12 protein-coding genes, 1 tRNA gene and 1 pseudogene are annotated in these 13,986 nt (G+C 41.0%); 2 read left to right on the top strand and 12 right to left on the bottom strand.

The genetic code is table 11. The features are described from left to right. Nucleotides 1-261: 261 nt before the first annotated feature. From P7J58_RS07215 to P7J58_RS07175, 9 genes are all read right to left on the bottom strand, one after another. Nucleotides 262-414, bottom strand: a complete 153-nt coding sequence (locus P7J58_RS07215) for a putative holin-like toxin (protein WP_099832851.1) — start codon at nucleotides 412-414, stop codon at nucleotides 262-264. Nucleotides 415-940: 526 nt separating this feature from the next. After that, the gene (gatB, locus tag P7J58_RS07210) at nucleotides 941-2,380 is read right to left on the bottom strand and encodes an Asp-tRNA(Asn)/Glu-tRNA(Gln) amidotransferase subunit GatB (RefSeq protein WP_237395671.1); all 1,440 of its coding nucleotides are present in this window, start codon (nucleotides 2,378-2,380) and stop codon (nucleotides 941-943) included. Next, nucleotides 2,380-3,846, bottom strand: coding sequence for an Asp-tRNA(Asn)/Glu-tRNA(Gln) amidotransferase subunit GatA (gatA, locus tag P7J58_RS07205; protein WP_408556001.1), 1,467 nt, complete (start codon nucleotides 3,844-3,846; stop codon nucleotides 2,380-2,382). Before gatA ends, gatB begins: the two co-directional genes overlap by 1 nt. Continuing rightward, a complete protein-coding gene (gene gatC / locus P7J58_RS07200; RefSeq protein WP_011921930.1) occupies nucleotides 3,846-4,148 on the bottom strand; it encodes an Asp-tRNA(Asn)/Glu-tRNA(Gln) amidotransferase subunit GatC in 303 nt (100 codons plus the stop codon). Before gatC ends, gatA begins: the two co-directional genes overlap by 1 nt. A gap of 217 nt (nucleotides 4,149-4,365) precedes the next feature. Beyond that, nucleotides 4,366-5,040: a hydrolase gene (locus P7J58_RS07195; protein ID WP_012774968.1), complete on the bottom strand. Its 675-nt coding sequence runs from the start codon at nucleotides 5,038-5,040 to the stop codon at nucleotides 4,366-4,368. A gap of 186 nt (nucleotides 5,041-5,226) precedes the next feature. After that, nucleotides 5,227-5,574: a 50S ribosomal protein L19 gene (rplS, locus tag P7J58_RS07190; protein WP_011921928.1), complete on the bottom strand. Its 348-nt coding sequence runs from the start codon at nucleotides 5,572-5,574 to the stop codon at nucleotides 5,227-5,229. 415 nt (nucleotides 5,575-5,989) lie between these two features. Next, a complete protein-coding gene (locus tag P7J58_RS07185; protein ID WP_029189114.1) occupies nucleotides 5,990-6,541 on the bottom strand; it encodes a cysteine hydrolase family protein in 552 nt (183 codons plus the stop codon). 1 nt (nucleotide 6,542) lies between these two features. Continuing rightward, on the bottom strand, nucleotides 6,543-7,331 hold the full coding sequence (gene codY / locus P7J58_RS07180; RefSeq protein ID WP_408556003.1) for a GTP-sensing pleiotropic transcriptional regulator CodY: 789 nt from the start codon (nucleotides 7,329-7,331) through the stop codon (nucleotides 6,543-6,545). Nucleotides 7,332-7,482: 151 nt separating this feature from the next. After that, a complete protein-coding gene (locus tag P7J58_RS07175; RefSeq protein ID WP_014735452.1) occupies nucleotides 7,483-8,697 on the bottom strand; it encodes a pyridoxal phosphate-dependent aminotransferase in 1,215 nt (404 codons plus the stop codon). A 154-nt stretch (nucleotides 8,698-8,851) separates the two neighbouring features. Between P7J58_RS07175 and P7J58_RS07170 the strand changes: the two genes are divergently transcribed. Then, on the top strand, nucleotides 8,852-9,304 hold the full coding sequence (locus tag P7J58_RS07170) for a universal stress protein (protein ID WP_024380030.1): 453 nt from the start codon (nucleotides 8,852-8,854) through the stop codon (nucleotides 9,302-9,304). 15 nt (nucleotides 9,305-9,319) lie between these two features. Here P7J58_RS07170 and P7J58_RS07165 read toward each other — a convergent pair. Beyond that, nucleotides 9,320-10,685, bottom strand: a pseudogene (locus P7J58_RS07165) (Cof-type HAD-IIB family hydrolase). A 69-nt stretch (nucleotides 10,686-10,754) separates the two neighbouring features. On the opposite strand from P7J58_RS07165, the gene P7J58_RS07160 reads away from it, so the two are divergent. Beyond that, a complete protein-coding gene (locus tag P7J58_RS07160; RefSeq protein WP_029186851.1) occupies nucleotides 10,755-11,714 on the top strand; it encodes an asparaginase in 960 nt (319 codons plus the stop codon). Between the two features lie 63 nt (nucleotides 11,715-11,777). Here P7J58_RS07160 and recG read toward each other — a convergent pair whose 3' ends face one another. Both recG and P7J58_RS07150 read right to left on the bottom strand, forming a co-directional pair. Then, on the bottom strand, nucleotides 11,778-13,796 hold the full coding sequence (gene recG, locus P7J58_RS07155; protein WP_408556004.1) for an ATP-dependent DNA helicase RecG: 2,019 nt from the start codon (nucleotides 13,794-13,796) through the stop codon (nucleotides 11,778-11,780). A 117-nt stretch (nucleotides 13,797-13,913) separates the two neighbouring features. Next, nucleotides 13,914-13,985: transfer RNA gene (locus P7J58_RS07150), tRNA-Glu, on the bottom strand. Nucleotide 13,986 lies beyond the last annotated feature (1 nt).

Below are 13,986 nucleotides of genomic sequence, written 5' to 3'. Positions count from 1 at the left end.
TAAGTTCTAGTCTGGCACAAAAACTAGAAATCAGACTAATACAAAAAATAAGGCAGAACCTACTACGAAAGCTTGACATAAACTAGGTAAAGTAAGCTAATCACTAAAATTAACAGATTATTTGTATTTTATAAGTAATCTGATATAATAGAGATAGAAAAGGGGTTGGTCTGCAAACCAACCCCATGTAGAACCGTTTAAGACGGTGACCATATATTAGACTATAACTCGTCCAACAACTCGATCAAAAGTGGGGACGGGTTATTTTTTATCACCATCTTTGAAGATTTTATAGCACAAGCCAGTCAATGCAATAGTAAAACTACCAAAGCCTAGAATAGTTTGCACAACTTCAAAAGCTGTCAAAAGATGCTCCTCCTTTCCGTCAGATTTTGATGAATTGCCCATAGGCATCACCTCACTTTCAGAAAATAAAGAGCCACCGTCTTCACTTTTCTACCCATCTAGTATAACATATTCATTCCTAAAAATTATTGGAATAGTGCAGTATTCCCGAAATCTTTGAGAAAACATAAAAAAATTACAACTCTTCTATAGTGATGATATTTTTTCATTTTATACTCAATGAAAATCAAAATCAGACTAGCTCCAAAGGTTTGGGGAACCTTTGGAGGTTGGAGATAGAGCGAACGTAGTTCGTTTCTACTCAGCAGATAGAACCCTGTTACTATTTTGTTTCAAGGTAACAGGCTGAAAGGCTCCACTGGAGCCTTTCACTCATCAAATCAAGTCAACAACGTCTGATTTTGATTTTCGAAGAGTATTAGCTAACTATCCTTTAACAGTCAATACCCGCGCTACCTTCTAATACTTTATACCGTTTTTAAAATATAGCATAAAAATAAGATAGAAGTACCTAGTTTACAAGTAACAGCAAAAACCGCTAAGATTCAATCCTAGCGGTTTTCTTCTATTCATTTTAATCCAACAACTTAGCCAATTCCTGTGCCAAAAGTTGTTGTGCAACTTGTGGGTTAGCTTGTCCCTTAGTCGCTTTCATCAAGAAACCTGTAAAGGCCTTGTCTGCATTGCGTTTGCCAGACTTGAAGTCAGCTACGGCTGCTTCGTTATCCGCAAAGACTTGGTGGATAATCGGAATGAGGACAGCTGGATCTGAAATCTGTACCAAACCAGCCTTCTCAACGTAAGCCTTAGCAGAGCCACCTTCTTTCGCCAAGTGAACAAAGACTTTCTTGGCGATTTTAGATGAAATAGTACCATCCGCAATCAAGGCAATCATCTCAACTAAATTTTCAGGTGTTAAGGCGATTTGCTCAATAGTCTTACCTTCAGCATTGAGGAACTGAGCCACCTCACCCTGCAACCAGTTAGAAACTTGTTTGGCATCGCCACCTGCTGCCACTGCTGCTTCAAAGAAGTCAGACAAAGCCTTGGTAGACGTCAATTGACCAGCATCGTAGGCGGTCAAGCCCAAGTTTTCCACATAGTGAGCACGGCGAGCCTTTGGAAAGACTGGCAATTCTGCACGCACTTCCTCAATCCAACTATCATCAATCTCATAGAGCGGTAGGTCTGGCTCTGGGAAGTAACGGTAATCTGCTGAACCTTCCTTGACACGCATGAGAATAGTTTCCCCAGTAGATTCATCGTAACGGCGAGTTTCCTGCTGGATTTGACCACCTGAACGCAAGATTTTGGCCTGACGTTCTACCTCGTGCTGCAAGCCCTTGCGAACATAGTTGAAGGAGTTGAGGTTTTTCAACTCAGTCTTGGTACCAAATTTTTCTTGACCATAGGGACGAAGAGAGATGTTGGCATCCACGCGCATCGAACCCTCTTCCATCTTCACATCTGAAATACCAGTGTACTGAATAATTTCTTTAAGGGCTGTCAAGTAGGCATAGGCCTCTTCAGGCGAGCGCATATCGGCTTCTGATACAATCTCAATCAATGGCACGCCCTGACGGTTGAGGTCTACATAAGAATAGCCGTCTGTCCCGTGGGTATTCTTACCAGCATCCTCTTCCAAGTGGGCACGCTCGATACGGATTTTCTTAGTTGAACCATCTTCTAGCTCAATCTCAATCCAACCATTGTAGCCAATCGGCTCATCAAACTGAGAAATCTGATAGGCTTTAGGGTTATCAGGATAGAAATAGTTCTTGCGGTCAAAATGCATTTCCTTATGAATGTCCATGTTCAAAGCCAAGGCAGCCTTGATCCCCGCATCCACAACACCCTTATTAAGGACAGGAAGGACACCTGGGAAGGACCAGTCAATCACGTTGGTATTAGCATTTGGATCCTCACCAAAATGAGCAGATGAAGGTGAGAAAATTTTCGAGTTGGTATTCAACTCCACATGGACTTCTAGACCAATAATCGTTTCAAAGTTCATTAGTTGGCACCTCCAAAAATCACTGGCTGTTGCTTGTGGTAGTCTGTTGTCGCTTCAAAGGCAGCAGCCACTTGGTAAATGGTCTCTTCTGAATATTTTGGACCAATCAACTGCAAACCAACAGGCAAGCCTTCTACAAAACCAGCAGGAATAGAAAGACCAGGCAGACCTGCCAAGTTTACAGGAATTGTTAACAAGTCCGCCAAGTACATGGCCACAGGGTCATGGTTGAGCGTATCCAAACCAAAGGCAACGGTCGGAGCAGTTGGCCCCAAAATCAAGTCATAGTCCGCAAAGACTTTTTCAAAATCTTGGATAATCAAGGTCCGCACCTGGCCAGCCTTCTTGAAGTAGGCATCGTAGTAACCTGATGATAAGCTAAATGTCCCTAACATAATACGACGTTTAACTTCCTCACCAAAACCTTGGCTACGGGTTTTCACATAGATCTCATCCAAGTTTGTCGCATCTTCTGCACGGAAACCATAGCGGATTCCGTCAAAACGTTGCAAGTTAGAAGACGCCTCTGATGAAGCGATGATGTAGTAAACAGCAACCCCATACTTAGAATGTGGCAGGCTCACTTCCTCGATAATCGCCCCCAAGCTTTCCAAGTGCTTAGCCGCCTTGAGAATAGTTTCCTTGACCTGCAGATCAATCCCTTCACCCATGTATTCTTTCGGCAAAGCAATTTTCATGCCTTTAATATCCTGACCAATCTTGCTAGTGAAGTTAGCAATTTCATTGATGGTTGATGTTGCATCCTTGACATCATGACCAGAGATGACATTCAATAATTGAGCATTTTCCTTAACTGTCTGCGAGAATGGACCAATCTGGTCAAGAGATGAACCAAAGGCAATCAAACCAAAACGTGATACTGTTCCATAGGTTGGTTTCATACCAACAATACCATTAAAGGCTGCTGGTTGACGAATAGAACCACCTGTATCAGAACCGAGTGATAAACGCACCTGACCAGCTGCAACTGCAGCTGCCGAACCACCTGACGAACCACCAGGAACCTTGGTCTGATCCCAGGCATTTTTGGTCGGTTTGAAGGCAGAATTTTCATTGGAGCCACCCATAGCAAACTCGTCCATGTTGGTCTTACCAACAACAATCATATCCTTGGCATAGGCTTGGGAAACTGATGTCGCATCGAAAATCGGCTCGTAATTGTAGAGCATTTTTGAAGCAGCAGTCGTTAAAATTCCTTTAGTAGAGATATTGTCCTTGACTGCCAAAGGAATCCCTGCCATAACATTGTCCGCATCAATCCCCTTTTCATCAAGGGCAGCTGCCTGAGCCAAGGCTGCATCTTCTGTGATAGTCAAGAAAGCATCCACTGCTCCCTCACGGCTCTTAATGTCTTCCAAAGTTGCCTTGGTCAACTCAACCGCAGAAATCTCCTTTTTGACAAGGAGGTCATGCAATTCATCAATGGTTTTATTGTTAAAAGTCATTAGGCATCTCCTCCCCCGTCTAGAATAGCTGGTACCTTGATAAAGTTATCTTGTGATTCAGGCACATTTTTAAAGAGCTCCTCACGGCTCTCACCTTTTTGGGCAATATCTGCTCGCAAGACATTCTTACGGTCAGCCATAGTGGTCGTTACCGCAACACCTGTTGTATCCACTTCATTGAGCAATTCAACCATATCAACAATCTTGCTCAAACTTGTCGCAAATTCCGCTGTTTCTTGGTCCGAAAATTCCAGCTTAGACAGCTTGGCAACGTGACGGACTTCAGCTTCAGAAATCTTCATTCTTACTTTCCTCCTAATGGAAATCTATCTTCTCATTATACCATATTTCCAGCCCTAGACAAAGGTAGAAATAACCTAATATGTTACCTATTTCCTCCTAAAAATCCGTTCTTTAATTTGCGAAGTATTCCTAATCCCACACCGTAAAACGATAAAAAACAGTAAGTTTCATCTAGCAATAAAACTTACTGTTTACTTAGCCTATCTTTTTTATGAGCTAATCCTTTGCATGTTTGCGGTATTTTTCCATTTTCCCTTTAAAAAGCTCCCCATTACTTGGTGCTGTATAGGAGACAGCATTGGCTCCAGCTTCGATAACCCGACGAATAGAGTCCTCAGTCGGACCACCAGTCGCAATAATTGGAAAGTCAGGGAAAGCTTCTCGAATCTTCTTCACAACCCTTGGCGTTTCCATACCGCAAGAAACATTTAAAATATCTACTCCTGCTTTAATCCGTGAGGTTAAATCAGACTTTTCAGAAACAACTGTATAAATGATAGGAATATCCACTACTTTATTGATTGCCTCAATTGTCTTTACATCCGTTGGTCCATTTACCACAACAGCGTATGCTCCCTCCGACTCAGACAATAGACTCATATTAGCTGAACGCATACCCGTCGTCAGGCCTCCGCCAACACCAGCCAAGACTGGAACTGACGCAACCAACATAATACTTTTGATAATAGCTGGACTGGGCGTAAATGGATAAACAGCCAAAATAGCATCTGCATTGTGATTGGCAATAATAGACACATCCGTTGTAAATAAGACTGAACGAATGCGACGACCATAAATACGAATTCCACTACATTCCTTGATAACTTCTGGCATCTGAACAATATCCTGCCGTAAATCTGATAAAACAGATGGAATAAACTGTTCGCTCATCCGCAACCTCCTCTATACTAGCTACAATAATATATAGTATAACATATTATTTCATGGAAGATACACAAAAACAATCCATTTTACCACTGCTTTCACAATAAAGTACTTTTTCAACAGATTTTTTAAAAAAAGAGACAGCTTTCGCTGCCTCCCATTTCTCCGACCACAACAGTCTGTAGGACTATCTTAACGACGGATTTCTTTGATACGTGCTGCTTTACCTTGCAATGCACGTAGATAGTACAATTTAGCACGACGTACTTTACCGTAACGTACTACTTCAATCTTATCAACACGTGGAGTGTGGATTGGGAATGTACGTTCAACACCTACACCACCAGAGATTTTACGTACGGTGTACATTTCTGAGATGCCTTGACCTTTACGAGAGATAACAACACCCTCGAAAATCTGGATACGCTCGCGGTTACCTTCGACAACCTTAGCGTGAACACGCACAGTGTCACCAGGACGGAATGAAGGGATGTCAGTACGAAGTTGACCTTCTGTCAAACTTTGGATCAATGGATTCATTTTATTCTCCTATCTTTGTCAATCTTAGGTGCTTTTAAACCCAGCGGATAAACTGTATTTTTGTGCGTCCATTACACACAGACTATATTATACACCAAGTAATCACCTATGTAAAGCATTTTGATAAATTTATCATGGTCAATCACACCGCTTCTTTTCTAGTATTTTAGTTTACTTTTAGTACTAGGCAACGAGCTGCAGACAGTACTGGAGTACGGCAAAGCGAGTTAACGAAGTAATAAAAGAAAAACTAAATGACTATATCAGAATCAGACTGGCGACGCAGATGTAGATGGAACTGAAGTTCATCAAGCTAAGTCAACAAGGGCTGAGTTTGATTTTCGAAGGGTGTTAATGATACAGATTCCTGCAGGAGAAAAACGAAAAACCAGTCCACAGACTGGTCACTATACTATTAGTCAATGATTGTCGCACCAAGTACATGACGCAAATGATTAAGAGCAAACTGATGATTCTCCTCCGTCAATGCAGCAATGGCTGATGAGACCACCTCAATACGATACCCCTTATTATAAGCATCAATAGCTGTATGAAGAACACAAATATCAGACAAAACACCCGTCAAGACAACCGTATCTACACCACGTTCTCTTAGTCGAACATCCAAATCCGTTCCAGAAAAAGCAGAATAATGGCGTTTATCCATCCAACGAACACGCGCATGCCCTGTATGTTTTTGATAAAAATCTGCTAAAGGACCATATAAGTCACGCCCTTGCGTCCCAATGATATTATGACTTGGAAAAAGCTGAGCTTCAGGATGAAATTCATCCCCCTCCTCATGACCATCAATCGCAAAGAAAATGTAGTCTCCATTTTCAAAAGCTTCTTGCGTAACCTGAGCAATTCGTTCAGAAATAGCCTGAGCTGATTTTCCAGCAGTCAACTTTCCTTCGTCTGCTACAAAATCTATTGTATAATCAATCGAAATCAATGCTTTTGTCATTTTAGTAGTCACGTTTCTTAATTTCATCAAAAATAGCTGGGATGAGAACTTTCAAATAAGTCCCCTTCATTCCCAAAGAACGACTTTCAATAATTCCTGCACTCTCCAACTTACGCAGTGCATTCACAATCACCGAGCGTGTAATACCGATACGATCTGCAATCACAGAAGCAGTCAATTGCCCCTCATTGCCATCCAATTCACCCAAAATAGCTACAACCGCCTTCATTTCTGAATAAGATAGCGTATTTACCGCCATATTAACTGCCGCACGACGGCGGATATTCTTCTCGTCTTCTTCCCGTTGGAAATTAAGTAACTGAATACCAACTACTGTTGCCGCAATCTCAACCAAAATCAAATCATCATCGTGAAACTGCTCATCATTCCGCCAAATAATAAGCGAACCAAAACGAATCCCCGTCACATGGATAGGCGCTATCGTTGTCAAACCATTTGGATAAGTCGATCGTGATTCGACAGGGATGGCAGTCAACTCGCTCTCGACAGGCAAATTAACCTGCGTATCGTAAACCTGCGCAACTGCCTTTACATACTCCTCTGGATATTGTTTGTTAATGTAGAACTCTTCAACCCTGTCATTATTGGTCTTATAGTTCATGTGATAGCCTAAAATCTCACCCTCACTATTGATGATACAAGAATTACAATCAATAATGTCAGACAGATGCTCCGCGATAGCATTGTAAGGCAATTCTTCTGCCAATTGCTCTTCGGAACGCTTCAAAATAGAAGTAATATTCCGTGTCTTCTCTAATAATGTTGTCATATTTTCCTCTTTACTCTGTAATTGCTTTCAGTATAGCAAAAAATACATAAAATTTCAACAATTATCAGAATATTTACCGTTATCAGAAAAATTCAAACAATTTCATTCAAGTAAAAAGAAAAGGCTGATTAACATTCAGCCCAAAATTCCATTATCTACGGTATTGCCGCAAGAATCGTGACATTTTTTCTTGAATTTCTGCCAACTCATCCACACGTGGTAAATACACAATACGGAAATGATCTGGATCCTTCCAGTTAAAACCTCGACCATGGACCAAAAGTACTTTTTCTTGCTTGAGGAAATCCAATACAAATTGTTCATCATCATCAACTCTGTACATCTCACGATCAATTTTTGGGAAGACATACAGACCAGCCTTAGGTTTTACAGCAGAAAGTCCTGGAATATCATTAATCGCCTTAGTAATAAACTCCCTTTGTTCATATAAGCGTCCGCCAGGCATCAAGAGTTCATCAACCGATTGGTAACCTCCCAAAGAAGTTTGAACAACCTGTTGCGCCAAAACGTTTGAACACAAACGCATATTGGACAACATATTCAAGCCTTCAATGTAACCTTTTACATGCTTTTTCGGACCAGATAAGACCATCCAACCTACTCGGAAACCACAAATACGATGCGATTTAGACAGCCCATTCATCGTCACAACAAATAAATCTGGAGCCAGTGTCGCAATAGGGATATGAACAGCTCCGTCAAAGACCATACGATCATAAATCTCATCAGAGAAAATAATCAATTCGTGTCTACGAGCAATATCAATGATTCCTTCTAAAATTTCTTTCGGATAGAGAGCACCAGTTGGATTATTTGGATTGATAAGGACAATTGCCTTGGTTCGAGAAGTCACCTTAGACTCCATGTCTGCCAAATCTGGATACCATTCAGCTGCTTCATCACAAACATAGTGAACAGCTTTACCACCAGCCAAACTAACTGCGGCAGTCCAGAGAGGATAGTCTGGCATTGGCACCAACACCTCATCACCATTATCTAGCAAACCTTGCATAGACATAACAATCAGCTCACTCACGCCGTTTCCAAGATAAATATCTTCAATATCAACATTTGGAAATTTCTTTAGCTGACAATACTGCATGATAGCCTTACGTGCAGAAAAAATTCCCTTACTGTTCGAGTATCCCTCAGATTTACGGGCGTTATGAATCAAGTCACGAATAACTTCATCTGGAGCAGTAAAACCAAATTCTGCAGGATTCCCCGTATTCAAACGTAAAATCTGCTCTCCATTGGCACGCATGCGCATGGCCTCTTCCAAAACAGGTCCACGAATATCATATGCTACATCATCCAATTTTGTTGACTTGTTAAATTGCTTCATGTCGTCACCTCGACTTTCTATCTTTTCTATTGTACTGTAAAAGCAAAAAAAGTACAAGAATCCTTTACATTTTCTCTCAAAAGGCTTATAATAAAAATGTAAGGAACTACTCTACCTATTTCGGGACAAAGCTCTTCTGAAAGGAGTGATTATTATGACACAATCTTACAAAACAATACTCGTCGCTGTAGACGGCTCTAAAGGAGCAGAATTAGCTCTTCATAAAGCTATCCATGTCGCACTACGCAACCAAGCACGTCTGATTATCGCCCATGTGATTGATACCCGTGCTCTCCACAATGTTGTTGCATTTGACGCCTCTGTCTATGAATCTTTAGAAAGAGAGGCGGAGCTCCTCCTCGAAGAATACAAACAAGAAGCCCTCAACGCCGGTCTGACCGATGTACAGATTCGCATTGAATTCGGTAACCCAAAAAACCTACTGGCTATCGATATTCCAAAGGAAACCGGTGCGGATCTTATGTTACTTGGAGCAACTGGTCTAAACGCCTTTGAACGTCTCCTAATCGGATCCTCATCCGAATATATCATGCGCCACGCAACTATTGATTTACTCATTGTTCGCGATGGAGAAAAAAGTTTATAAACCAAAAGACTTGATTTACGAATCAAGTCTTTTCAGCTGTCTTTTCAGCTCTTCCTGAATCTTTTCCTCCGGCGCAAACCGTTCTTCCCAATCATCAGGTTTTAAAATTTTATGAGTAATTGGATCAAAATGGGCCTTCCCATCTGGAAATGTTTTCCCCATATTTGCAGTATGGACTATCTGAAAAATTGGTTCTGGATCAACCCCCATCAAAACAAACGAACCATATGTAAAATAAAGAATATCCAGCAAAGCATCTACCTGATCCTGCATCGAAACCCCGAAACTTCTCTTGCCAGATACCTTAGCAGCAGCAGTATCTAAATCCTGATGAAGTTGTTGAATAAAATCATGAAACTCAACTTCAGATTCTGAAGCTGCATGTAGAAATTCTACCAACTCCTCCAATTTAAAACCAGCGCGATGCAAAGCCGTCTGTCCATCATACACACTGGGAAGTTCTTGGGTTTCACCATCCATTAAAAAATGAAAATCCTTTACCCTATTAAAATTATCGTCCTTGCTCTGAAACATCTTATCCCTCAATCACACCAAAATGAATTAATGCCTTATAAATCCCATCACGATTATTTGTATCTGTAACAAAGGAAGCTACTTGTTTAACCTTTTTCGTCCCATTTCCCATCGCTACCGAGTGCTGAATTTCATTCAACATTTCAAAATCATTATTAGAATCTCCGAATACCATAACTTCATCTAACTCAAAACCATATCGTTCTGCAACCTTTACAATACCCGATAATTTTGAATTTCCCTTACTGATAATATCAGTCGCATAGGGACTCGAACGCGTAAAAGACAAGTTCGGAAAGAGCACCTCCAATGATTGCGTCTCCCTTTCTGTCGTCAGCAACATCAGCTGATAGATTGGTTGAAAGAGAAAACCTTTCAAATTCGTTTCCTGTTGAGGACTAATCCAACGTACCAAGCGATTGAAAATAAAGTTTATGATTCCAGCACAGGACTCCGGAATCATACGCGTCACACGATATGCAAAATTTCCTGTTCCAGCACTCATAATCTTACTACCAAATATGCCTTTAGCAGTTCCAAAAGACAAATCCTTATGGTGAGTTTGCGCATACTCCATAATTTGTTCAATTTGCTTTGGCTCTAAACTCTGACTATAAATAACTTCTTCTCTTGAAAAAATATATTGACCGTTATAAGCAATGGCCAAATCTAGCCCTAAACTAGCCATATACTGCAAAACAAAACGAGGGTCACGTCCTGTAGCTAGACCAACTAAAATCCCCTTCTCTTTCAAAGCATTAATGGCGAGAATAGTTGAACTACTAACCATACGATTGTCGGTCAATAAGGTACCATCAATATCGAAAAATACAGCCTTTATCGTCAACCAACTCACCTACTTTCTAAGAATTATGTTACAATTAGTATATCACACTTTGAAAGAAACTGAAAATTTATGAAAAAAATTCTAGTATTGCATACAGGTGGAACCATTTCTATGCAAGCCAATCATCAGGGTGAAGTTGCATCGAGTAAAATCAATCCAATGACCCAAATTGATAGCCCACTAGAAGAAATTCAAGTGACATCCTTGGATTTTCTCAATGTTCCAAGTCCACACATTCGCTTAGAACACATGATGGCTCTATACCAAAAAATCAAAGAAGAACAAATGAACTTCGATGGTTTTGTCATTACACATGGCACAGATACTTTAGAAGAAACTGCCTATTTCCTTGATACAATGGCTATTCCAGAAAAACCAATTGTATTGACCGGAGCTATGCGTTCCTCAAATGAACTAGGTAGCGACGGAATTTATAACTACCGAACAGCCCTACGTGTGGCTGCTGATGATAAATCCGCAGATAAAGGTGTTCTAGTGGTCATGAACGATGAAATTCATGCTGCTAAATATGTTACAAAAACGCATACCACCAATGTCTCAACCTTTCAAACACCAACCCATGGACCACTGGGGTTAGTCACCAAACGAGAGATTCTCTATTTTAAAACTGCTGAACCACGTGTTCGATTTGACTTGTCAAGAGTCACAGGAACGGTCCCAATCATAAAAGCTTATGCAGATATGGACTCCATCCTCCTTGATTCTCTCACTGCAAGCTCAATTTCCGGCTTAGTCATTGAAGCACTCGGCGCCGGAAATCTTCCGCCTACCATCCTTCCAGCCATTAAGAAACTCCTTGATCAAAAGATACCCATTATTCTGGTATCTCGCTGTTTTAACGGAATTGCTGAGCCTGTCTATGCCTACCAAGGAGGTGGCATCCAACTGGAGCAAGACGGCATTCTATTTGTTAAAGAATTGAATGCTCAAAAAGCCCGCCTCAAACTCCTTATCGCTCTCAATGCAGGCTTGGAAGAGCAAAGCTTGGCAGATTACATCCAAGGTTAATCGTTGACGAACTATACAATATGTCAAAAGACCAGCACATGTGTGTTGGCCTTTTTTATATGACTAATCCAATTCCTCTCGATCTTTCAAATTAGCAAGTAAAATCGACCAATTAGGGTCCTCCTGCCAATTTTCCACACTAACAATCTGACTAGCAACTCGTCTTGCTTCCTCTAAAATTGGATAGTCCTCGATAATATTTGCAACCTGAAATTCTGGCAAACCTGATTGACGAGTTCCAAATATTTCTCCAGACCCACGCATTTTTAAATCCGCTTCAGCCAAAATAAAACCATCTGTCGTCTCTGTCATAATCTTCATGCGTTCCTTGCCAGACTCTGTTTTAGGATTAGCAACTAACACTGCATAAGACTGCTTATGACCACGTCCTACACGCCCTCTCAACTGATGTAATTGGCTTAAACCAAAACGATCTGCATCCATAATAACCATCACCGTTGCATTGGGCACATTGACTCCGACTTCAATAACAGTGGTAGAAACCAAAATATTCGTTTTTCGCTCCTTAAAAGCCTGCATGATGGCATCTTTCTCATCATTCTTCATCTTACCGTGTAACAAATCCACTGTAACTTGCTCTCCAAAATGCGCCTGTAAATCAGATTGCAGATCTACAGCATTCTTTAAATCTAGAGCCTCAGATTCTTCAATCAGCGGAGAGATAAAATAAACCTGGGCACCCACTTCTAACTCCCGCTCCAGCCAATCTAAGACCGTGGGCAGCTGTTGATGTTTGACCCAGCGAGTGATAATTGGCTTCCGACCAGCAGGTAACTGATTAATAATCGATACATCCATATCTCCAAAAGCTGTAATAGCTAACGTCCGAGGAATAGGTGTAGCAGTCATCATAAGCACATCCGGATTATCCCCCTTCTCACGAAACAGACGGCGCTGTTTAACACCAAAACGATGTTGCTCATCCGTCACAACCAAACCAAGCTTATGGTACGTCACACTTTCCTGGATAAGAGCATGAGTTCCTACAATGATGTCTACCTGACCACTAGAAATCGCCTCTAAAGCAGCACGACGCTCCGCAACCTTCATTCCCCCTGTCAAAAGAGCAATAGAAAGTTCTGGAAAAAGCTGGCGCAAACTCTCAAAGTGTTGCTCTGCCAAAATTTCTGTCGGGACCATAATTGCAGCCTGCATCCCAGCAGTCACAGCAGCAAACATAGCCAATCCAGCAACTACTGTCTTCCCTGAACCAACATCCCCTTGTAACAAACGATTCATGTGCCCATAGGACTTCATATCTGATAGTATTTCAGCCAAGGCCCCAGACTGAGCATCCGTTAAGGCAAACGGCAATTGTCTTATCTGCATAGCCAATCTATCAGCATCATAAGCAATCTTCAAACCATTCGAAATATCACGATTGTTGGCTTTCAGCATTTGCAACTGTAATTGAAAATAAAATAATTCCTCAAACTTCATACGTCGCAAAGCTTGTCTATACTCTTCTAAATTTGTCGGAAAATGCATCGCAAAAACCGCCTCTCGGCGATTCATTAACCGATAGCGCTCTCGTAAAACTGATGGTAAATTCTCCTCTAATAAATGCAAATATCCCTGATCAATAGCTGTTTTAATAGCCTTAACCAAATTTACTTGCGAAATCCCCTGCGCCACATGATAGACAGGCTGCAGCTCATCTGATACTTGAGCCAAAACTTTCATTCCTGTCAAACTTGCCTTAGCCTTATCCCACTTTCCCCAAACTGTAATATTCTGCCCCAAAACAATCTTATCTGCTAAATAAGGCTGATTAAAAAACGAAACTGCTAAGACAACCTCACCCTGTTTCATTGAAAAACGGAGTCTATTTCTTTTGTAACCATAATACTGTACATTAACTGGAGATACCACCTCCCCAACTACCACTGCCTTCTCACCATCCTGCAAATCATAAATAGACTTACTCTCAAAATCTTCATATCTAAATGGATAGTAAGTCAGCAAATCATTAATATTCTGAATGTTAATTTTTAAAAATTTTTCAGCCGATTTTGGACCAATCCCTGGCAAAACCGATAATTCATCACATAATCTTTTCATGTCTCTATTATATCAACAAACAATGAATAGACAAAGCAACAAGAAAAGAAAAAGGAGCCAAATAAAAGCCCATTCACCTCCAAAAACAAAAAAAGAGACCTAAGCAGCCTCCAAATATAGTCCGTACGGGATTCGAACCCGTGTTACCGCCGTGAAAAGGCGGTGTCTTAACCCCTTGACCAACGGACCA

Origin of the sequence: Streptococcus suis, assembly GCF_046032535.1 — a bacterium.
GTDB classification, from domain to species: domain Bacteria; phylum Bacillota; class Bacilli; order Lactobacillales; family Streptococcaceae; genus Streptococcus; species Streptococcus suis_AK.
This window is presented reverse-complemented; position numbering and strand designations above follow the sequence as displayed.

Bases quoted from the DNA above. Each gene is read 5' to 3' on its own strand.
- P7J58_RS07215 (WP_099832851.1), bottom strand. From the start codon at position 414: ATGCCTATGGGCAATTCATCAAAATCTGACGGAAAGGAGGAGCATCTT.
- rplS (WP_011921928.1), bottom strand. From the start codon at position 5,574: ATGAATCCATTGATCCAAAGTTTGACAGAAGGTCAACTTCGTACTGAC.
- P7J58_RS07175 (WP_014735452.1), bottom strand. From the start codon at position 8,697: ATGAAGCAATTTAACAAGTCAACAAAATTGGATGATGTAGCATATGAT.
- P7J58_RS07195 (WP_012774968.1), bottom strand. From the start codon at position 5,040: ATGAGCGAACAGTTTATTCCATCTGTTTTATCAGATTTACGGCAGGAT.
- P7J58_RS07170 (WP_024380030.1), top strand. From the start codon at position 8,852: ATGACACAATCTTACAAAACAATACTCGTCGCTGTAGACGGCTCTAAA.
- P7J58_RS07185 (WP_029189114.1), bottom strand. From the start codon at position 6,541: ATGACAAAAGCATTGATTTCGATTGATTATACAATAGATTTTGTAGCA.
- gatC (WP_011921930.1), bottom strand. From the start codon at position 4,148: ATGAAGATTTCTGAAGCTGAAGTCCGTCACGTTGCCAAGCTGTCTAAG.
- gatA (WP_408556001.1), bottom strand. From the start codon at position 3,846: ATGACTTTTAACAATAAAACCATTGATGAATTGCATGACCTCCTTGTC.
- recG (WP_408556004.1), bottom strand. From the start codon at position 13,796: ATGAAAAGATTATGTGATGAATTATCGGTTTTGCCAGGGATTGGTCCA.
- P7J58_RS07160 (WP_029186851.1), top strand. From the start codon at position 10,755: ATGAAAAAAATTCTAGTATTGCATACAGGTGGAACCATTTCTATGCAA.
- gatB (WP_237395671.1), bottom strand. From the start codon at position 2,380: ATGAACTTTGAAACGATTATTGGTCTAGAAGTCCATGTGGAGTTGAAT.
- codY (WP_408556003.1), bottom strand. From the start codon at position 7,331: ATGACAACATTATTAGAGAAGACACGGAATATTACTTCTATTTTGAAG.